This window comes from Parabacteroides sp. AM08-6, assembly GCF_003473295.1.
Lineage (GTDB): Bacteria > Bacteroidota > Bacteroidia > Bacteroidales > Tannerellaceae > Parabacteroides.
Genome location: NZ_QRMP01000005.1, coordinates 101045 through 123129, shown reverse-complemented (window position 1 = coordinate 123129; position 22085 = coordinate 101045). Strand labels below are relative to the sequence as shown.

Sequence of the window (22085 nt, the reverse complement as noted above, 5' to 3'; positions counted from 1 at the left end):
TCATCATGAGAGCCATTATTTCCTATTTGATAAAATTCCTGATTGGAGGAGATAAAGCCGGTGAACTTAGCAGCTTGGTCGGATATACCAATGACGCAAATAAGTTTTCACGATACCGGGTAGTTATTATTCCTTCTCCTTTTTTTCGCGATGAAGTGTATGGAACCGAACGTTCCATGCCTCAACTTCCGCTGAATGAGGTAGAAGGCGTTCCTCTATTGTTCGGTTCTCCCAAAATGGAATGGTATGATGATATATGGGTAGTACATGCTGATATACTGGCAAGTGCCTATTTCCTGTTAACACGATATGAAGAAATTCGAAAAAGAAATATACGTGACGAACACGGACGTTTTCCCGGAAAAGAATCGCTCCCCTATAAAGCCGGATTTATCCATCGCCCGATAGTAGATGAATATGGCAGATTACTACGTCGATGGTTACGTCAGGCACACGTACAATCGGCTGTAGAACCTGAGCCCCAAATACAAAAGATATGGCTTACGCATGATGTGGATGCTCCGTTTTATTGCCGGACATTCAGGAATCTTTTACGAGAGACATTAAAAGGCACAGGATTGAGAAATGCGTGGAAAATGTATAACGGTCCGTTAGCAGATGATCCTTTTTATACTTTCCCCAAGTTACTGCAATTAGACAACAGCCTCATAAACAGCGTTGGTTCAAAGCGATGCGAATCATTATTCTTTTTCAAATCATCCGGTTCATCGATGAAGGATAAGCCGCAGTACCGTCTGAACTCAAGGGACATGCAGGAATTATTCCTCTTATGCAAAACAGAAAATGGAACGATTGGACTCCACAGTAGCTATGATGCAGGAAAAACACCTTCGCTTATTGCTCATGAAAAAGAATTGCTTGAAAAACATACGGGAACACCCATCATGTATAACCGCCATCACTATCTCTCCTCACGGGAACCTGAAGATTTGGATTGGCTGGAAAAAACAGGAATAACGGATGATTTTACAATGGGATATGCCGACATCGCCGGTTTTCGATTAGGAACCTGCAGATCTGTCCAATGGATAAATCCGGAAAACAGACGGATATCCCCTCTCCGGCTCCATCCCTTGACGGTTATGGACTGTAGTTTAAACGAGTCGGATTATATGGGGTTGCAATATGAAGAAGCATTAGCTTATGTCCTGCAACTAAGCGAACGAGTCGCGACAGCCAATGGAGAACTTATTTTACTCTGGCATAATGACATAGTCGCTACAAACGGCATAAAGACCAATACTTCTGTCGATTGGCATCATAAATTATTCGCAGCAATCATTGAAGAATTGAAAAAAGTATGAAAATACTCATATTATGTGATTTATTTCCGCCGGCATTTGGACCTAGGATGGGGTATCTATGCAAGTACATGAAACGGGCGGGATGGGAACCGGTTGTCGTAACAGAACAAATCAACGACAATACATTTTCTTTTCTGACGGGAGAAATTCCTGTCACATATATCAAATATTACCGGGCAACAGGCAAATTAACCCGAAAAATCGAATGGGTATTGCTCTTCTTATTTGATTTCTTTTTTCATTATAAAGATAAAAAGATGGAAAAAGTGGCTAACTCCCTATTGGAAAAAGGAGGTTATGCCGGTATTCTTTGCAGTACCTACCGGACATTTCCGCTTCCTGCAGCACAAAAAGTCGCAACTAAATATCATCTTCCTTTCATAGCCGACCTACGGGATATCGTGGAGCAATATGCTTCCGACGAATATATCGCACATTCTTTTCATTCCTTTTCATATTTAGACAGGCTGATTACCAGAATATTCCGCCATAAACTACTAAAATACAGAAACAAAGCACTCAAATCGGCCGATTATGTAACCACCATATCTCCTTGGCATGCAACGATTTTAAAAAAATATAATCCGCATACGACACTTATCTACAATGGATATGACCCGGAAATATTTTTTCCCGAACGATACCGGATGGAACACTTTATTATTACTTATACCGGACGATTGATTAGCCAGGCAACACGTGACCCCCGGTTACTGTTTGAAGCAATAGCTAAGTTAGATCGTGCAAAACATATTCAACCGGAAACCTTCCGTCTGCAATGGTATATAGATTCAACATCCAAAGAATTAATCGAACAGATAGCCGCCGATTTTAAAATCGCGTCTTATATTGATTATTTCGATTATGTACCGGCATCCGAAATACCGAAAATACTGAATCATAGTGCCGTATTATTACAATTGGCGAACAAAACAACAGAAACAGGTCCTAAAGGTTTCATGACGACCAAATTGTTTGAGGCAATGGCTGTAGAAAAACCTTTACTTTGTGTACGCAGTGATGAAGCTTGTTTGGAAAAAACAATCAAACAAACCCAGTCCGGCATTGCTGCTCGCACAGTTGAAGAGGTATATGATTTCCTTCTTCATTATTATACGGAGTGGAAAGAAAAAGGATATACCACCATTGAAGTAGACAGGCAAGCCGTCGAAAAGTTCTCCCGCAAAAGACAAGCAGAACAATTCATGGACCTTTTTACAGAATTAAGTAATACACAAAACAATGGATAAATATCTAAATATCATATCATTCAACATACCTTGGCCTGCCAATTACGGTGGTATTATCGATGTTTTTTATAAAATAAAAGCATTGCATCAGCTTGGTGTAAAAATTATCTTGCACTGCTTTGAATACGAACGTCCGCAGGCTCCTGAACTCGAGGCTTTGTGTGAAAAAGTTTATTATTATAAACGGCATACGGGAATTGTAGCTAATATGACCTTACTTCCTTACAACGTATATAGCCGAAAAAGTCCGGAATTGATTGCCAATTTACTGAAAAATGAATATCCCATCCTGTTTGAAGGATTACATTCATGCTACTATATCAATGACCCACGTTTGAAAAACAGAAAAAAAATATATCGTGAATCAAACATCGAACACGATTATTTCCGTCATTTAGCTATAGCAGAAAAAAATCTTATTAAGAAAACCTTCTTTTTAGTCGAAGCTTTTCGATTCGAAAAATATCAAAAGGTACTGAAACATGCCGACCTGATGTTGACAGTTTCAACCAGTGATACAGAATACTTACAGAAGGCTTTTCCTGATAAATCAATCGAATATATGCCTTCTTTCCACCCCAATGACCAAATTACAGCACAACCGGGACAATCCGATTTTATTCTGTACCACGGGAAATTGTCGGTGGCGGAAAATACGCAGGCTGCACTTTTTCTGGTAAAACATGTATTTAGCCAATTGCCTTATACATGTATGATTGCCGGAATGAACCCTCCCGCAGAATTGCAGAAAGTGATTGCTTATCATCCGAACATCCACCTCGAAGCCAACCCTTCGAAGGAACGGATGAACCAGCTGACACAAGAAGCTCAAATACATGTCTTGATAACCTTTCAGGCTACCGGATTGAAACTTAAATTGCTAAACAGCATTTTCGCCGGACGCCATATTGTAGCCAACCACCTGATGACTGCCGGAAGCGGGCTGGAACAGTTCTGCCATATAGCCGACACAGCTGATGAAATCATCCGAACTTGCAATCAACTGATGAAACAACCGATAGACGAAACTTCTATCCAACAACGGGAGAATTTACTATTTCCGGCTTTTTCGAATAAAAATCAGGGAGAACGTCTTTATCAGTTAATTTATGAGAAAAGCTAATTTACCGGTACATACAATCTGAGGAATACAGTTCCTCTTTTAAATTCTTTTTGAGGTTTCCAGTGCAAATAAATCTCATCGATATCTTCATCGCTCCAATTAAAAACATTGGAGTATAGAACGTATTTGCTGTCTTTTATCTCTGCATCAGAAAAACAACGTTCGTCTTGATTAGCCTCCGTATCGGCAAAAGAGCGTAACATCGGAAAAGAAGCCGACACATCCTGTATGTCAATCTGTTGTTCTTCCAAATAATGTATCATATCCCTACGCAAAGAATAATACGGAAGATGCGCCAATGTACTATCCCATGCTTGAGACATTTTTTCCGGATAAACCCAAAAATGAGAACTACATAACACCATAACAATGATTACTGTAATCATTGTTATTCTACGAGTAGAATAAATTTCTATCAATAACTGCATGGTAATCAAAGCGAATAAAACAAACAAAATCATAAAATATCGATTCCCAAAAGGATTCGTAACAGGTATAGTCACACACATCATAAGCAAAAGAATACCCACGTAAATCATACATAAAGGAGATTTCATAAGAATATGCAGTGATTTTCCCAAACCATTTTTAACAATTGCCACGAAAAAGAAAAGAAAAACAATCCATCGACCGGAATCAATCATTCTCCAAGCAAAAGCAAATGTATTTTTTATAAATGTTACTCCGTCAACCCATTGACGGTGATCCATATAAGCAAATCCCGGCTGATACAGAAAATAACCAGTTACTATTTTACGCCAGGCAAACCAAGCACCAATAGCCAGCAAAACAGGGATAAAAGGAAGAAATACATAAAGAAATGAATCTTTCAATGCTCTTTTATGTAAAAAATAGGAAATCAACAAATATCCTAAGCCCAATCCCGCGCATGTCACAAATCCGCGGATACTGACCAGCCCCAAGCAGAGGAGAGATACGGATAAAAGTTTTCGTCGATTATCCAACATCAAATTAATACTCAACAAAGCCCAAAAGAGCATAATTACATCTGGTGAAAGAATAAAAAGTTGTGTAACAAGAGTAGGATCCAGCAAAATCAGAAGAAACAAAAAAGGAGTATAACCTCCACCAATCCGCTTACTTAAATTATAGGTCTGCCAAATCACACCAACAGAAAAAACGGCAATGGCAACATGTGCTACTAATAAATTTCGTCCGAATAGCGACCAAAGCATAGCCAGGTAAAGATGCGCCAAAGGTGGTTCCGCCACATATTCCGGAGGATAGACAAATGAAAAAAAGCCATGTTGCAACAAATAATTCGCCGGCATAGACCAACCAGCAATTCCATCCCAGAAAAAACAATTATCGAGTGTAAAACACTTTAATATAATAAATACAAGAATTAATAGATATTTTATCATAACTACTCTTTTAAGCCAAGTTGGGGTAAGGCGGAAAGGATTGATTGAATACCCGTCAATACATACGGCCGATTTAAGTCTTCCGGTTTCAGGATTTGTTCATTCCATTGAAGCAAATCAATATCGACCGGTACATATCCGGAGAACTTATCCTGAGATTTACGTCCTAAAAGACGTTCTATTTCTTTCAAATCCTTTTGGATATCTTCTATCCCATCCGGGCTATATGCAAATACTACCTGGTTTAGGAAAAGAGAGGGTATCGGGCAATCGATAGATTCCGTATAAACCGGCTCGGAAAAAATAATAAAATCAAAACGGGCACGCAACTCTCTGTCCGCAAACTCTATATTCTTTTCTTTATCCAGATTAGAACCCAAACACAATATAATTCTATTTTGTCGCTCCTCCATATAGCAAAAATATTGTACAAACATACGTAAAATACAGGAAACACCCACCTGAACTAAAAAAAAATACCTACTTATTGGTATTGATGTTGCAAAGTATTCATATTACCTTTGCGCAAGATTTTAAAGTAATGAGATTATCAGAACTTCGTACAGGCGAAAAAGGGGTTATTGTTAAGGTAATGGGACGCGGAGCTTTTCGCAAGCGCATTATCGAAATGGGATTTATCCGGGGAAAAGAAGTTGATGTCATTCAAAATGCACCGCTCAAAGACCCCATTCATTATCGTGTAATGGGATATGATGTATCCCTCAGACGTAATGATGCAGCCATGATTGAGGTTGTCAGCACAACTGAATTTGCGGATGCCCACCCTTCCAAAGACAATGAAAATCGCCCGGTTACTTCATATACGCTCCCTTCCGGTGAAGACCTTCGGGCCATGGCCATACATAAAGGAAAAACAATTAATGTCGCCTTGGTTGGAAATCCGAATTGTGGTAAAACTTCGCTTTTCAATTTTGCTTCCGGAGCACATGAACACGTTGGAAATTACAGTGGTGTTACCGTTGATGCCAAAGCCGGGACCTTCCACCAAAATGGATATACATTCAAAATAGTAGACCTTCCGGGAACTTATTCTCTTTCAGCTTATACGCCGGAAGAACTTTATGTCCGGAAACATCTGAATATGGAACAGCCGGATGTCGTCATCAATGTGGTTGACGCTTCCAATCTGGAACGCAATTTATACCTTACTTGTCAACTAATTGACATGGATGTCCGTATGGTCATCGCACTCAATATGTATGACGAACTGGAACGACATGGGAATAAATTCGACCATGATTCACTTTCCCGCATGATTGGAACACCTATCATCCCGACAATCAGTAAAACAGGCTTCGGAATAGAAAATTTATTCAATCGCGTAATTAAAGTCTACGAAGAAGAAGATCCTGTACTTCGCCACATCCACATAAACTATGGTGATGTGCTGGAAAAAGCAATTTATAATGTAAGACATGAATTAAAATTGAATGGGAATGTCACAAAAAGTCTTTCTAAGCGATACTTATCCATTAAATTACTGGAAGGAGATCCGGAAGTCGAGGCTTTTGTAAAAGCGTTGCCTAATTCTGAAAATATACTACTTGAACGTAATCGGAATATTACTCAAATTGAAGAACTACTAAAAGAAGACTGCGAAACGGCATTCACAAATGCACGTTACGGTTTTATTTCCGGAGCTTTACGAGAAACGTTCGAACAAAGTAAAATAAAAGAAGCTACCAGTACTCAAATCATCGATTTATTCGTAACCCACAAAGTATTGGGATTTCCGATTTTTATCCTATTCATGTGGATTATGTTTGAAGCGACTTTCCGGGTGGGAGAATATCCTATGGCTTGGATAGAATCGCTTGTTGGAATTATCGGAGGCTTTGTTCGAGACAATATGAGTGAAGGTCCCTTGAAAGACCTGTTGGTAGATGGTATCATCGGAGGTGTAGGAGGCGTTATCGTTTTCTTGCCTAACATCTTGATATTATATGCCTTTATCTCTTTCATGGAAGATTCCGGATATATGGCGCGTGCCGCTTTCATTATGGATAAGATAATGCACAAAATGGGATTACACGGAAAATCGTTCATTCCGCTTGTCATGGGTTTTGGATGTAATGTTCCGGCTATCATGGCCTCCCGTACAATAGAGAGCCGGAACAGCCGAATGATTACCATGTTGGTAAACCCCTTAATGAGTTGTAGTGCGCGATTACCGGTATATGTCTTATTGACAGGAGCTTTTTTCCCGGATAATGCCAGTTTTGTACTCCTCACTTTATATGTTACAGGAATACTATTGGCAGTCTTAATGGCTCGTTTATTCAAACGTTTCCTATTTAATGAAGAAGACGTTCCTTTTGTCATGGAACTCCCTCCCTACAGAATGCCCACCGGCAAATCCATTATGATACACATGTGGGAAAAAGCCAAACAATACCTTCACAAAATGGGAGGAGTCATCTTATTTGCTTCTATCATTATTTGGTTTTTAGGATATTTTCCCCGTCATACGGAAAAAGGAGAAGTTTTCGATAAACAAATTGCAGAAATCGAACAAGCAGAAATCGATTCGAAAGAAAAATCCGAAACTATAGCCGAATTGGAACGCTTAAAGGCGATAGAACATCAGCAAAATTCATATATCGGACACATCGGACGAGCAATCCAACCCGTATTAGCCCCTTTAGGTTTTGACTGGAAAATGAGCGTTAGTCTGCTTACCGGCATGGCCGCCAAAGAGGTTGTAGTCAGTACCTTGAGCGTTCTTTACACCGGAGAGACCGATGATAACCAAATTCTATCCGAACGCTTGAAACAAGATAGAAATGCGGAAGGTCAACTTATCTTCACCCCTCTCGTTGCACTTAGTCTGATGTTATTCGTTCTCATCTATTTTCCGTGTATTGCAACGATATCGGCTATTGTAAACGAATCCGGTTCTTGGAAATGGGGCTTCTTTGTCATTGTTTATACCTGTGTTCTGGCTTGGATTGTATCATTTGTGGTTTACCAAACGGGAAGTTTTTTTATTCATTTATTCAGTTAGCAATTATGTGGCAAGAAATAGCAATCATTATTATAGGTGTCATCACTATTGGATACATCGGTTGGAAAATCTATTCTTTTCTAACTCAATCATCTAATACGGATATGCCTTGTTGTCACGGATGTAGCAAATGTGCACTAAAAAACGAAATGAAAAAAACTCGTTAACAGACTTCATTGCATTTTCCGCCCTTTAAAATTCATTTTTAAAATCACTCCGTTTTGTGGTCCTGACAGAAACTACTATCTTTGTCAATTGTATATACTGCAAGCACCTCAAAAGATGACAATCCCGTCATCGGTAGAAAAACAATGCCTCAGTGATACAATAAAAGATAAGGAGAAACGTTATTCATCAAAAGCTATCAATAGTAAATGTTACAAGAATTCATAGATAAAAACTTTTACAGATTACTTCTTTTCACTCTCATTTTTGGGGTAATATTCTATGACACAATAGGATTCGCTTATACAGATGAGATATGCTCACTTATACTGTTTATTCTATACCTCAAATATATATTTTCAACTCCCAAATGGGAAATAAATAAAATGTTTATAATAACAACTGCTGTTTTTTTGTTTTATCTGTTTTATTCTTTTTACATAAACAGCAACACCAAGGCCGGTATTATCACTGATTTCGTTATACAATATAAACCTTATCTCGGTTTTTTTTGTGTCTATGCAATAAAACCAAGAATTTCACCCGTTTACAAAAAGCTAATTTGTGAGATATGTATTGTACTCGGTTTCTACTTATTAGGTATCGGCATACTGTATTTAGTGTACCCGGATAGTATAAAGTACACATTAAAGCATCCTTCCAGATTGGCTACGGCAGTTTCAATCGTCAGTCTTTTGTATCTCTATTGCAGCAACTTCACGGAAAAAGATAAAATCATTTTTGTTCTTTTACTATTAACAGGAATGTTCTCTGCCCGCTCGAAATTCTATGGATTTTTCATTATCAGCGTAGCACTACTTATATTTACTAGTCATTCGTCCAAAATAAAAATTAATTTCAAGACCATCACATTGTTATCAATAACAGCCCTATTAGTCATAGCATTTACATATAAAAAAATAAATTTGTATTTTCTAGGAGGCGGAGATTTCGTACGTTATGATGAAAAAATACAAGATACTATAGCACGTGCTGCTTTATATTTTTATTCGACAGATGTATTTATAGATTTTTTCCCATTTGGGTCCGGTTTCGCTTCCTACGCCACGTATGCATCCGGTATTTACTACTCCGATATATACAATATATATGGATTAGATAACATCTATGGATTAACCAAAGGGGACGCTGCTTTTATTTCTGACACTTACTATCCGGCCTTAGCCCAATTTGGTATTGTCGGTGTCATTCTATTTTTTACATTCTGGGGAAATCTAGGTATACAGACTCTAAAAAAATATCGCATATCACCTAAAGATGCGCTACTTGCACTCATGATTATTATATTCTTTCTCATCGAGTGTACCTCCGATTCAACGATAACTCATAATCGAGGACTATTCATGATGATGCTTTTAGGCCTTATCTTATCAGACCTCAAACGAGCACAAAATAACTATCAAACAAAAGTCACAATAAATAAGTCTCATGGCTAAGATACTTCTCGTAAATAAATTTTATTACCCAAGAGGTGGAGATTGTACGGCAACGCTTACATTAGAGCGTTTACTGAGACAAAAGGGGCATGAAGTCGCCATATTCAGCACTGAACATCCGCTTAATATTCAAGGGGAATGGAATCAATATTTCCCTTCAGAAATTAAATTTACGCAAGGAGGATTATATACAAAAATCAAAGCGACAGATAGAATATTCTTTTCACATGAGGTAAAAAAGAAGTTTAATCAATTATTGGAAACCTTTCATCCTGATATATTGCATGCACATAATATTCATTCCTATCTGTCCCCTTACATAATAAAACTTGCGGCATCTAAAGGGATAAAGACTGTTTGGACATTACATGACTACAAGCTTATCTGTCCGGTATACACCTGTCTCAGGGATAATAGCACATGTGAGCTCTGCTTGCATAATAAATATGCCGTACTGCAACATAAATGTATGAAAAACAGCTTTGCCGGTAGTTTCATCGCTTTCTTGGAGGCATGTGTGTGGAACAAAAATATCCTGGAAAAATACACGGATACTTTTATTAGCCCCAGCCATTTTTTGAAGGGAATGATGGTTAAAGCAGGTTACAACAGCAACAAAATACAAGTCCTTCATAATTTTATCGAAAGCCCGTCAACAACAGTTCACAGCTTTCAAAAAGAGGACTATTACTGTTATGTAGGGAGATTATCTCCGGAAAAAGGAGTGGAACGATTATTACAAGCAGCCCAAGACATCCCTTACACACTAAAAATAGTAGGAGATGGTGAGCTTTCCGGATACTTAAAACAAAAATACAACCATAAACACATTCATTTCTTAGGGCAACAACCTAGAGAAAAAGTATTAGAGATTGTAGGCAAAGCTCGTTTTTCTGTTGTTCCATCCATCTGGTATGAGAATAACCCTTTCAGCATTATCGAAGCTTTATGCGTTGGGACTCCGGTGATAGGTTCTCGAATCGGAGGTATTCCGGAATTAATAGAATCAGGAGAAAACGGTGATTTGTTTACTCCTCTCAGCAAAGAAGAAATGAAAGAAAAAATAACAGATAGTATCAAGTTATACAACGATACATATCCATTTGCTACAATAGCAAAGAATGCACAAGACAAATTTTCCGCAGAAACATTTTACAACAACCTAATTCAAATATATGAACAATAAACAAAATAATATATTAGCGCCAACAGATATGTGTATTATTACAACATATCGTTGCCCTATGCGCTGCAAAATGTGTAATATTTGGCAACATCCGACAGAAAAAAGTAAAGAAATCAAGGCAAAAGACCTGGAGATTTTACCGAATGTCAAGTTTGTCAATATTACGGGGGGAGAACCCTTTGTTCGAGAAGATTTAAACGAGATTGTAGATGTTTTATTTTCAAAATCTCCCCGTGTAGTAATTTCAACATCCGGATGGTTTAGCGACAGGATTATAGCGTTGGCTAAACAATATCCTAAAATCGGTATCCGTATAAGCATTGAAGGACTTTCTATGAAGAACGACGAACTTCGGGGACAACAAGGAGGTTTCGACAAAGGGCTGAAGACCCTCTTGGAGCTACGTGACATGGGCATAAAAGACATTGGTTTCGGTATTACAGTATCAAACAATAATTCCGAGGATATGCTCTCTTTATACAGACTTTCCAAAAATCTAAATATGGAATTTGCAACAGCTGCATTCCACAATTCATACTACTTTCATAAGTATGACAATTGCATAACCAATAAAGATAAAGTCATCAAAGACTTTGAAGAATTGATACGTCTCCAATTTAAAGAGCATTCTCCTAAAGCGTGGTTCAGGGCATTTTTTAATAACGGACTTATCAATTATATTGAAGGAAACAGAAGAATATTACCTTGTGAGGCCGGATTGGTTAATTTCTTTGTCGACCCTTACGGTGAAGTATATCCTTGCAATGGTCTGGAGGAAAGATACTGGAAAGAAAGTATGGGGAATATTTTACAAGCGAGCAACTTCAGTGAAATCTGGGAAAGCGAACAGGCAAACAAAGTCAGAGAGAAAGTCAGAACATGCCCTAAAAACTGTTGGATGGTAGGTACCGCTTCACCTGTAATGAAAAAATATATTCAATATCCTTTAGGTTGGGTATTGAAAAACAAAATGAACAGCTTATTAAACCGTCCTCTTTGTTTGGAAAAGAAGTGGTATGACGTAGGGCAATCCCCCGAGCAAGGGAATCTAAAACAGAGATAAAAATGAAAGTTGTAGTTGTTGGCCTAAGAGGATTCCCGAATATTCAAGGAGGTATTGAAACTCATTGCGAAGAATTGTACCCCAGACTAGCAAAGATGGGGTGTCAAATTATCGTGGTTCGAAGAAAAGGATACATTCAGGAAAATCCTCCGCTCAAAAACTATAAAAATGTTTCATTCAAAGACATCATTTCTCCTAAAATAATAGGGGTGGAAGCGGCTTTTCATACTTTTCTGGGCATATTTTATGCCTATAAAGTGAAAGCAGACATCGTCCACATTCATGCTATAGGTCCGGCTATAACCATTCCTTTTGCAAAAATGTTGGGACTTAAAGTCGTCATGACTCATCATGGCCCCGACTATAATCGGGAAAAATGGGGTTTCTTTGCCAAATCTATTTTAAAGCTCGGCGAATATTTTGCTGCAAAATTAGCTGATGGGATAATTGCAATATCAACGGTTATCACCGATATCCTTAAAAAGAAGTATAGCCGGACAAAAAATGTACATTTAATATATAACGGAGTAACCATGCTCCCGCAAAGTAATTCAACAACGTATATATCGTCCCTGAATCTCCAACCCGGAAAATATATACTTGCAGTCGGAAGATTCGTACAAGAAAAAAGATTTGATAAATTGATTGAAGCATATATCTCTCTAAACAACAACGATTACAAACTGGTAATTGCCGGTGATGCGGATTTCGAAACAAATTACTCCAAAACGCTTAAAGAAAATGCGATGAAAAACAGCATTATTCTGACAGGGATGATAAAAGGAGAGAAACTACAGGAACTTTACTCAAATGCGAGATTATTTGTACTGCCCTCTTCCCATGAAGGATTACCCATCACACTGCTAGAAGCGATGAGTCATAATATAGATGTACTTGTGAGCAATATCCCTGCGAATATTTCTGTTAAATTAGCTCCAAACCATTACTTTGACATCAATAAGCCGGAGGATTTAAAAGATAAATTAATCTCTAAACTAAGTACAGCAGAATATCATCCTCAATACAATTTGAAGGAATATAACTGGGATAACATTGCGCAGAAAACATTACACATCTATCAAAATATAATACACTTATGAAACAAAAAGAGACCCTAAATTCAACAGGCTTATTAAAGAAGACTACAATAATCGGTGTTTTGTTATGGATATTCATACAACTGATACTCATTTATGTATTTTATGATACACCACAAAGAAGCGATCAAGGAGTTTACTTAAAAATAGCTCAAGATTGTTTCGATTGCGGAGAATGGTATCCGATGAGAAAACATATCTATGATGCGTTTATTTGGGCTCCCGGACTAATAAACTTCTTTATATGCCAACTGAAGATATTTGGAACACTTAAGCTGAACATGTTTTTCAACTTATTGATGAACATAGCTATTTTATATGAAGTCTGGTGGCTTGCCAAAAGATTTTTCTCCATTCGTACCGCTTATATTTCTGTGCTATGTTATTGTATTCTTTACTCTAATAGTATGATTGTTCTTCCGGCAGGAACAGAAATTCCTTTTCTGTTTTTGGCCTTAACTTCTTTTTGTTTGTGCCTGTCTAATAAATATTGGAAACTGGTTGTTGCTGGGATTCTATTTGCTTTGGCCAACTGGATACGACCGTTAACAATTATTTTTCTCCCGGTTGCTTTGTTTTATATGTTCCTTAAGAAATATAACTGGAAAAGTTATCCGGTCTTATTAATACCATTCTTTAGCATAATCATTTTAATTGGGACTCAGACACAAAGTAAAATAGGATATTATGTCTTTCAATCAAGCACATCAGGAGTTAACCTTATAATGACAGCCAATGATAAGGCCTATGGAGGTGTTGCCACGTCTCTTATGGGAGATACCACCAATACTTGCTATATCCGTAATGCCCAAGCTTATACATTCGCTCAGAAAGATTCCATATGGAGACAAAGAGCTATAAAATGGATAAAAGAAAATCCCGGACAATTTGGCAAATTATACTTAATGAAATTAGGAGGCTTATATATAGAAGATTCATGGCCAGATCGTCCTATATTGGGTGGCGACGGATTCATAGACAAGGCGGCGCATAATAAAGTCAGTAAAAGTAGCTTTATCAGTCGTATCTTTTCAATGGGGCTAAAAAGTTTAGTTTATTATGTTATCTTATTTTTCTTTGTTTATGCAATAGCAAAACATATAAAAGAACTTTTAAGCTGGAAAGGATTTCTACTTCTCATTCTGCTATTAGGGACATTGAGCACTTGTATATTTTCAGTAAGTCCTCGTTATCACTATCCTTTTCTTTTTGTCATTATCATATGGGCTGCTTATGGAATCGAGACTTCACTCTCAAAAATCAATAAATCATGAAAAATATAATATTTCTTCTTCGTCCTCAACAGTGGCTGAAAAATACATTTATTTTTCTTCCCCTCTTTTTTGGCCAACGTTTAACCGACTGGACATGTCTTCTACCTTGTATTATCGCCTTTTTTTCTTTCAGCCTGATAGCGAGTAGCATATACTGCTTCAATGATATTTGTGACGTGGAAGCGGATTCATTACACCCGGAAAAATGTAAACGCCCCATTGCTTCGGGAGCCGTTTCCAAAACTACAGCCTATTGGTTAATGCTCTGTTGTATCATAGCATCAGCACTATTAACGACATTCATTAACAAAGAACATCTGACTACTCTTTTTTCTCTTATCGGGTTTTATTTATTCATGAACATAGCTTATTGTATACGGCTTAAGCAAATTGCACTCGTTGATGTTTTTATCTTAGCAGTCGGATTTGTTTTGCGCATCGTTGTGGGCAGTGTAGCTACAGGAATTGTACTGTCTCACTGGATTGTACTAATGACGTTCTTGCTAGCTTTGTTTTTGGCTTTTGCCAAACGACGGGATGACGTGGTAATATACAACGAAACCGGCATAAAGCCCCGGAAAAATGTAAACCGGTATAATCTGGAATTTCTAAATCAAGCAATCTCTATCTTAGCCTCAATCACAATAGTTTGTTATTTCATGTATACGGTATCCGAGGAAGTTATTGCCAGATTTAAAACCCCTTACTTGTATATAACATCTGTGTTCGTGCTCTTAGGTATGTTCCGGTATTTACAACTTACCATTGTAGATATCAAAAGCGGCAGTCCGACAAAAGTATTGATGAAAGACCATTTCATTCAATTATGCTTAGCCGGATGGATTATCTGTTATACCGTCATTTTATATTTATAGAGACCTTTCCATATTTGTTAGTAGACAAACAACAAGATTTGTTTTACAAAACAAGGTTCACCACCTCCAACAGGTTGATTCTGTTCACGATACTGTGAACGTAAGCCCCCTGCCCGACTTAAACCAACGGAACGACCAAATATTGGTTGCCATAGCGAGTATGCACACGTTCGATTCCCATCTCCCCCAATTTAGCTCCAAAATTCCGTGCCACATCCCGGTCCCAACAAGCGATTCCTCGCTTCATTTGCGCTCTCATCCCTCCTTTTGTCGCAGAAGAAATAAAAGTAGTATCTATTCCTGTTTTCTTATACACAAATAACAGATGTTTAATAACATTCCAAACTTCTAATACCGTTCCCATACTTACCTATTTTTTATTATTATTCTATACAAAAAAATATATTCATCTTCCATAACGACGAGGATAAGGCCATAAACCACCCATTTCCAAATATTTAGCAGAAATAATCATCTAATTGAAATAGAGTAAGATATTATTGGAAAAGTCCTAATAAACAAGTATCTTTGCAGGTAGACAATAATCAAATCACTACTGTGAATAACACTGCTCACAACTGTAATTTATTCGATTAATAACTGTGAGCCAACCTATTCACAACTGTGAGCATATAAATACTATAGCTATTAACGAATAAGTGGCTATTAAAATCGAACAAATATGCCGGCACAATACGACTTCTACAAAAATCCATCTCCCAAAAACAGTAAGAGACGCATACGTTATCATGCGCGGGTAGTTCCTTATGGGACAACCGACACACAAACATTAGCCGAATTAATACATAGTCGATGTACGGTTACCCCTGCAGATGTTAAAGCTGTCCTCAGTTCACTATGTGATACAGTCGTAGAGGAGCTAAGTAAAGGAAATCGTGTCTATATCGAAGGATTGGGATATTTGCAAATTACTTTGCAATGTCCGCCGATACAATCTCCTAAAGAAATTCGTTCAGAATCGATTCATTTCAAATCCGTAGCTTTCCGCCCGGAAGCCGGACTCAAAAAACGGCTCAAAAACACTCGTTTCGAACGCTCCCCTTATAAGAATCATTCGAATGAAATATCAGATACGCGTATTGATGAACTTCTGACTTCATATTTTGCCGTACATCCCTATTTAACACGTTTGGATTTCCAACGCCTTTGCGGATATACCCTCTCCACTGCCAACCGTCGGCTTAAAGTACTTCGGGAAAAAGGTAAACTGATAAATATCGGAGCCAGGTTATCCCCCCTTTACGAAGCCGGAGAAGGATGGTATGGAAAAGGGGAAAAGACTTCACTGGATTCATATGAAAACACTGTTTGACAATCCGTTGCAAACAAGTGAAACAGCAAAATTAAAATGATTCATCTTTTTATCTAAGTAATTATTCATTATCTCAAACAAATCGTTAATTTTGTAGTGTATCTTAGGATTAGTCCATATAGAAAAAAGCTATCAAACTCTTCTTTAAAGAAACTGACACGCTAAGTCTATAAGAAATACAAACAAATGACAATTAATTATCCCTGTCTGTGATGTATGAATAGATTAATTCCAAATTAAAAAACAAAATGGGTACTTATTATTCAAGTGAAAAAAATATTCAAATTCTCATAGCATTACTCAAGATGCATAATATTAGAAAAGTCATTACATCTCCGGGGGGTACTAATATGATGCTAAATGCCAGTTTAATGTATGATGGCAGTTTCGAGATATATTCCTCTGTAGATGAACGTTCGGCTGCTTATATAGCTTGTGGTATGGCAGAAGAATCCGGTGAACCGGTGATGATAACATGTACAGGTGCTACTGCTTCACGAAATTATATGCCGGGATTGACAGAGGCATATTACCGTAAGCTCCCCATTTTAGTGGTGACCGGAACTCAAGACATACGCCGTTTGGGAAACCTTTACGACCAAGTCATTGATCGCACAATACAAGCGAAGGATATTGTAACCTTTAGTACATATATACCTACCGTACGTGATGAAAAAGATGCAGAAAGCGCAACTTTGAAAATAAACCAAGCCATTTCAGCTTTGACACTAAATGGCGGAGGTCCTTCCCATATTAATCTAGAAACCATCTATAGTAAAGATTTGTCTGTAAAAGAGCTTCCTCCGGTAAAAACAATCCATCGCATAGACTATAACGACAAATTGCCTGAACTCCCACAAGGTAAAATTGCCATATTTATAGGTTCCCATCATTCATTCAATGAAAAACTTACAATGTGTATCGACGCGTTTTGTGAGAATCACAATGCAGTTGTATTTTGCGACCATACAAGTGGATATAAAGGGAAATTCCGTCAGGTAGATGCATTACTTAATACAAAAAATGCCTCATGCTTGCATAATATACGTCTACTCATTCATTTAGGTGAAATTTCCGGTAATCATTTTAATGTAGGGCCACGTGCACAAGAAGTCTGGCGTGTTTGCGAAGATGGACAACTTCGTGACCGCTATGGAAAATTGTCCTATGTGTTCCACATGGATGATTTACATTTCTTCGAAAGCTATACCCATGTGAACATCCAACCCGGAACTTCATTTTTACTAGCTTGTCAGAAAGAATATCAGGAGCTATATGCTTCATTGCCGGAATTTCCACTTTCAAATATATGGATGGCTAAACAATTAGCTCATCGCCTTCCTGAAAATAGTGTGATACATTTTGGGATTCTCACATCATTACGTTCCTGGAATTTCTTTGAAATATCCAAGAGCATCAACTCTGCTTGCAATGTGGGAGGTTTTGGCACCGATGGTATGTTGTCTTCCTTATTGGGAGCCTCATTGGTTCACCCGCAGAAACTATATTTCGGTATAGTGGGTGACCTTGCATTCTTCTACGATATGAATGTATTAGGAAACAGACATTTTGGTAACAATTTGCGTATATTACTTGTGAACAACGGCAAAGGTTGCGAATTTACCCATCACCTGAATCCGGGTCATATTTTCGAAGAAAATGTAAATCCTTATATAGCAGCCGCAGGCCACAACGGGAACCAATCCCATACCTTAGTCCGTAACTATGCTCAAAGCTTGGACATAGACTATATGGCAGCCGACACGAAAGAAGAGTTCCTAAAACATCTGGATAAGTTCATTGATGCCAAGATAACAAAATCTTGTATATTCGAAGTATTCACTCATGATATAGACGAAAATGAAGCTCTTAAACTGATTACCAGTACAGGCAAGGCGAATGATTTAAAAGCAGAACTAAAGGACTGTGTAAAGAATGCCATCGGAGAAAAGGGGGTAGCAACATTAAAAAGACTATTAAAATGAGTACATGTGTTGTCGTCATACCTATATATAAGGCAGTACCCAAGCCGTCGGAAACAGCATCTTTCAAGCAGTGCCTATCTATATTGAAGAATTACGACATCTACATCGTGACATTTGAAGAACTCGATATGTCTGTCTATGCAGAAATATCAGAGACTGTAGGTAAAGCATACAAGCTAAAATTCTTTAGCAAGGATTATTTCACATCCGTAGCAAAATATAATAAGCTCTGCCTTTCCCGTTCGTTCTACGATTGTTTCTCCAATTATGATTACATGCTGATTTATCAGCTGGATGCTTGGGTCTTCAGAGATGAACTGCAAGATTGGTGTAATAAAGGATATGATTATATCGGGGCGCCTCAATTTTATCGTATCCATGCAGATATACATACAAAGATATTCTATGAGGTAGGCAATGGAGGTTTTTCTTTGCGCAGTATTCAATACTGCAAAAATATATTAGCCATAAACAGGAATATGCCCTATCTAAGGCCTTCTTTCCTTTGGAAAATGTATTTTACGGAAGAATTCAAAGTATATAAAAAGCACAATTACATTTCAGCTTTTCTAATCATCCTATTTAAAGTTATACTAAAAACTTTCGGCTATAGAAATACTTTAAAATATATGATAGACTCCGAAAAAATAAATGAAGATTACATTTTCGGTTGCTGGGCCGGACATGCATGGAATATAAAAACAAATATTCCTTCTTGTGAAGAAGCATCAGAGTTCTCATTCGAAGTACACCCTTCATTTCTTTATGAGAAGTGTCAGAAATTACCCTTTGGATGCCATGCTTTTGAAAAATGGGAGTACGAATCCTTCTGGGGAAAATATATAAAATATTAAAAGACTTGGTTTAAAACGCTTACTATTAATGGAAGAGACTTCATCAAACAATAAAAGAGTAGCAAAAAATACCTTGTTTCTTTATACACGCACCATTGTCATAATGTGTGTCAACCTCTATACATCCCGCGTCATACTGGATGTATTGGGCATAAAAGATTATGGCGTTTACGATGTCGTAGGAGGCTTCATAACAATGTTTTCCGTTTTTTCGGCATCCTTGTCGAATGCTATTACCCGTTTTATAACATTTCAGTTAGGGAGCAATGATGAAAAGAGGCTGAGCCTGGTGTTTTCCACAAGTGTAAACATTCAAATCATCATTTCTCTTTCCATTGTCTTTTTGGCGGAACTAGCCGGAGTGTGGTTTCTTAATAACAAAATGAATATTCCTCCCGACCGTATGTATGCAGCAAATTGGATATTGCAATTCTCTTTGATTACTTTTGTCATTAATTTGATTAGCTTGCCATACAATGCTTCGATTGTAGCACACGAACGAATGAAAGTTTTCGCTTATATCGGATTGTTGGAGGCTTTTCTGAAGTTGGGTATTGTATTTTTGCTATTGCTTTCACCTATGGATAAGCTTATAACTTATGGATTTTTACTAATGCTTGTAGCCATGATTATCCGGCTTATATATAGTCAATATTGCAAACGACAATTTCCGGAATGCAGGTATCATTTCGTATTAGAGCGTCCCCTTCTAAAAAAAATGGCTCAATTCGCCGGATGGAATTTCTTTGGAACAAGTGCTTACTTGTTCAATACACATGGAGTAAACATCCTTTCCAATATGTTTTTTGACGTTACCGTAAATGCGGCTCGCGGAGTGGCTTCACAAGCAGGTAACGCTGTGTTACAGTTTGTAAACAATTTCTCGGTAGCTATAAACCCGCAAATTATCAAAACATACGCAGAAAACAATTATGAAGCATGTTTTTCCACAGTACGACAAGGTGCCAAATATTCATATTTCTTAATGCTTCTATTTTTTATTCCTTTTGTTATTGAGACCGATTTTATACTTCACCTGTGGTTGAAAGAAGTACCGGAACATGCTGTCTTGTTTTGGCAATTGACTATGCTCGGAACATTAGTAGATTTGCCGGGAGCACCTTTAACCGTATTGGCACAAGCTACCGGCAACATAAAAAGATTTTACATCTATATAGGTCTTTTAGGCTGTCTAGTATTTCCCATATCTTATATTTTGTTTGAAATGGGGTATCCGCCATATTCTGCATACATTGCGTATGTGGCAGTTTATACCTATTTGGTTTACCTGCGCTTGTATTTGATGAACCGGCAAATAGGATTTCCTATCAAAAGCTTTTTATCGCAAGTAATCGGACGCATTTTACCGGTAACCGTCATTTCATTTCCACTCCCCCTATTCATCCATTTCCAAATGGAAGAGAACTTTGGGCGGTTATTGCTAGTCACAATTGTAAGTACTGTTTCCATCGTCGTCGCTGTCCTGTCTATAGGGATGTCGTCACAAGAACGGAATAAAGTATTTTTATCCATAAGACAAACAATCAATAATAAATTCAGGTCCAAACAATGAAAATCGTTCTAGTAACATGGCTTAGTACAGGAAATTACGGCACAGGCCTGCAATCCTACGCTTTGCATAAAAAATTGCAGGAAATGGGATACGATGTTTGTATCTTGCCCTTTTTCGCTCTTTCCGATTTTACCCTAACAGCCAAAATCAAGAAAGTGGTCCGTTATTATCCAAAATATTACGCAAAATTGTTTCTGAAACGCTTGTTTTTCGAAAACAAAAGCCAACGCAAACTACGTGAATTCAACAATTCCAATTACAACATAAGGCTCATCAAAACGCAGGCCCAATATGAAGAGCTATTGAAAGAAAGCGACGTGTTTATCGCCGGGAGCGACCAGATTTGGAATTGTTATCATTCATTCAACCCATTCTATTTCCTCTCTTTTGCCGGAGATAAGAAACGGATTGCTTATGCCTCCAGCATAGGTACGTCTGATTTTCCCGAAGAAAAAAAAGACCAAATAAAGTATTTACTCTCGAAATTCAGCCACATCGGTGTCAGAGAAGAGACTGCCGTAAAAGCAGTAAAAGACCTCATTTGCGAGGTAGACGTCAGGCAAGTGGCTGACCCGACTTTCCTTTTAGACGACAAACATTGGCGGAATTTTGCCTGCAAAGCAACACTCGAATTCGACTTGCCGGAGAAATATATCCTTTGCTACTTCGTGAGCAACGAAAGTTATACCATAGAGCAATTGGAAACTATCAAACAAAAACTTGGCATATCGAACGTAATCGTAATCCCGGCTAAAGAAAACGAAAAGATTAGCATTCCGGAAACTTTTATTTATCCGGACGCAGGGCCGCACGAGTTCGTATATATCCTTTCACATGCAACTTGTGTTTGTACTGATTCTTTCCACGCAACAACTATATCCATCAATATGCAAAAGGATTTCATCGAATTTAAACGATTCAAGGATGAAAACCGGCAATCACAAAATTCACGCATATATGACTTACTCGAGCATTACAACCTGACTGCTCGCCTATACGACTCACAAGAAGCATCCCTGTATAATCCGATAAATTATACCGAGATAACAGATATAGTAGAACGTGACAGAAAAGATTGTATCGCTTATTTACAAAATTCTATAACGGGATAAAAC

18 protein-coding genes are annotated in these 22085 nt (G+C 37.7%); 15 read left to right on the top strand and 3 right to left on the bottom strand.

The window, feature by feature from the left end; genetic code table 11:
• Positions 1–5 precede the first annotated feature (5 nt).
• The 3 genes from DW103_RS06025 to DW103_RS06015 are packed head-to-tail and all read left to right on the top strand — an operon-like array spanning position 6 to position 3698.
• Positions 6–1325 carry a polysaccharide deacetylase family protein gene (locus tag DW103_RS06025; RefSeq protein ID WP_122274760.1) on the top strand — a complete coding sequence of 440 codons (1320 nt, stop codon included), beginning with the start codon at positions 6–8 and terminating at the stop codon, positions 1323–1325.
• Positions 1322–2575 (top strand): hypothetical protein, encoded by a 1254-nt coding sequence (locus tag DW103_RS06020; RefSeq protein ID WP_122274759.1) that lies wholly within the window; start codon positions 1322–1324, stop codon positions 2573–2575. The genes DW103_RS06025 and DW103_RS06020 overlap by 4 nt, the downstream gene beginning before the upstream one ends.
• Positions 2568–3698 (top strand): glycosyltransferase, encoded by a 1131-nt coding sequence (locus DW103_RS06015; RefSeq protein ID WP_122274758.1) that lies wholly within the window; start codon positions 2568–2570, stop codon positions 3696–3698. Before DW103_RS06020 ends, DW103_RS06015 begins: the two co-directional genes overlap by 8 nt.
• On the opposite strand, the gene DW103_RS06010 is transcribed toward DW103_RS06015, so the two are convergent.
• Together DW103_RS06010 and DW103_RS06005 are read right to left on the bottom strand one after the other, a co-directional pair.
• Positions 3695–5083, bottom strand: a complete 1389-nt coding sequence (locus tag DW103_RS06010; protein WP_122274757.1) for a glycosyltransferase family 39 protein — start codon at positions 5081–5083, stop codon at positions 3695–3697. The two genes, DW103_RS06015 and DW103_RS06010, sit on opposite strands and share 4 nt — an antisense overlap.
• A 2-nt stretch (positions 5084–5085) precedes the next feature.
• Positions 5086–5496 carry a 2-amino-4-hydroxy-6-hydroxymethyldihydropteridine diphosphokinase gene (locus DW103_RS06005; protein ID WP_122274756.1) on the bottom strand — a complete coding sequence of 137 codons (411 nt, stop codon included), beginning with the start codon at positions 5494–5496 and terminating at the stop codon, positions 5086–5088.
• Positions 5497–5624: 128 nt separating this feature from the next.
• On the opposite strand from DW103_RS06005, the gene feoB reads away from it, so the two are divergent.
• From feoB to DW103_RS05965, 7 genes are all read left to right on the top strand, one after another.
• The gene (gene feoB, locus DW103_RS06000) at positions 5625–8108 is read left to right on the top strand and encodes a ferrous iron transport protein B (protein ID WP_122274755.1); all 2484 of its coding nucleotides are present in this window, start codon (positions 5625–5627) and stop codon (positions 8106–8108) included.
• Positions 8109–8938: 830 nt separating this feature from the next.
• A complete protein-coding gene (locus tag DW103_RS18405; protein ID WP_233545622.1) occupies positions 8939–9730 on the top strand; it encodes an O-antigen ligase family protein in 792 nt (263 codons plus the stop codon).
• Entirely contained in the window at positions 9723–10916 is a 1194-nt protein-coding gene (locus DW103_RS05985; protein WP_122274752.1) for a glycosyltransferase, read from the top strand. Before DW103_RS18405 ends, DW103_RS05985 begins: the two co-directional genes overlap by 8 nt.
• On the top strand, positions 10906–11979 hold the full coding sequence (locus DW103_RS05980; protein ID WP_122274751.1) for a radical SAM protein: 1074 nt from the start codon (positions 10906–10908) through the stop codon (positions 11977–11979). Before DW103_RS05985 ends, DW103_RS05980 begins: the two co-directional genes overlap by 11 nt.
• Positions 11980–11981: 2 nt before the next feature.
• Positions 11982–13079, top strand: coding sequence for a glycosyltransferase family 4 protein (locus tag DW103_RS05975; protein ID WP_122274750.1), 1098 nt, complete (start codon positions 11982–11984; stop codon positions 13077–13079).
• Positions 13076–14350 carry a glycosyltransferase family 39 protein gene (locus tag DW103_RS05970; RefSeq protein WP_122274749.1) on the top strand — a complete coding sequence of 425 codons (1275 nt, stop codon included), beginning with the start codon at positions 13076–13078 and terminating at the stop codon, positions 14348–14350. Before DW103_RS05975 ends, DW103_RS05970 begins: the two co-directional genes overlap by 4 nt.
• Positions 14347–15225, top strand: a complete 879-nt coding sequence (locus DW103_RS05965; protein ID WP_122274748.1) for a UbiA prenyltransferase family protein — start codon at positions 14347–14349, stop codon at positions 15223–15225. The genes DW103_RS05970 and DW103_RS05965 overlap by 4 nt, the downstream gene beginning before the upstream one ends.
• A 118-nt stretch (positions 15226–15343) precedes the next feature.
• Here the strand turns inward: DW103_RS05965 and DW103_RS05960 are convergent, their stop codons facing one another.
• Entirely contained in the window at positions 15344–15589 is a 246-nt protein-coding gene (locus DW103_RS05960; protein WP_122274747.1) for a hypothetical protein, read from the bottom strand.
• A 318-nt stretch (positions 15590–15907) separates the two neighbouring features.
• On the opposite strand from DW103_RS05960, the gene DW103_RS05955 reads away from it, so the two are divergent.
• From DW103_RS05955 to DW103_RS05935, 5 genes are all read left to right on the top strand, one after another.
• The gene (locus tag DW103_RS05955) at positions 15908–16558 is read left to right on the top strand and encodes an HU family DNA-binding protein (RefSeq protein ID WP_122274746.1); all 651 of its coding nucleotides are present in this window, start codon (positions 15908–15910) and stop codon (positions 16556–16558) included.
• Between the two features lie 248 nt (positions 16559–16806).
• Positions 16807–18543, top strand: coding sequence for a thiamine pyrophosphate-binding protein (locus tag DW103_RS05950; protein WP_199652972.1), 1737 nt, complete (start codon positions 16807–16809; stop codon positions 18541–18543).
• Positions 18540–19397 carry a DUF5672 family protein gene (locus DW103_RS05945; RefSeq protein ID WP_122274744.1) on the top strand — a complete coding sequence of 286 codons (858 nt, stop codon included), beginning with the start codon at positions 18540–18542 and terminating at the stop codon, positions 19395–19397. The genes DW103_RS05950 and DW103_RS05945 overlap by 4 nt, the downstream gene beginning before the upstream one ends.
• A 28-nt stretch (positions 19398–19425) precedes the next feature.
• On the top strand, positions 19426–20970 hold the full coding sequence (locus tag DW103_RS05940; RefSeq protein WP_122274743.1) for a lipopolysaccharide biosynthesis protein: 1545 nt from the start codon (positions 19426–19428) through the stop codon (positions 20968–20970).
• Complete coding sequence (locus DW103_RS05935; protein ID WP_122274742.1) at positions 20967–22082, top strand: polysaccharide pyruvyl transferase family protein; 1116 nt, start codon at positions 20967–20969, stop codon at positions 22080–22082. Before DW103_RS05940 ends, DW103_RS05935 begins: the two co-directional genes overlap by 4 nt.
• The last annotated feature ends 3 nt before the right edge of the window (positions 22083–22085 follow it).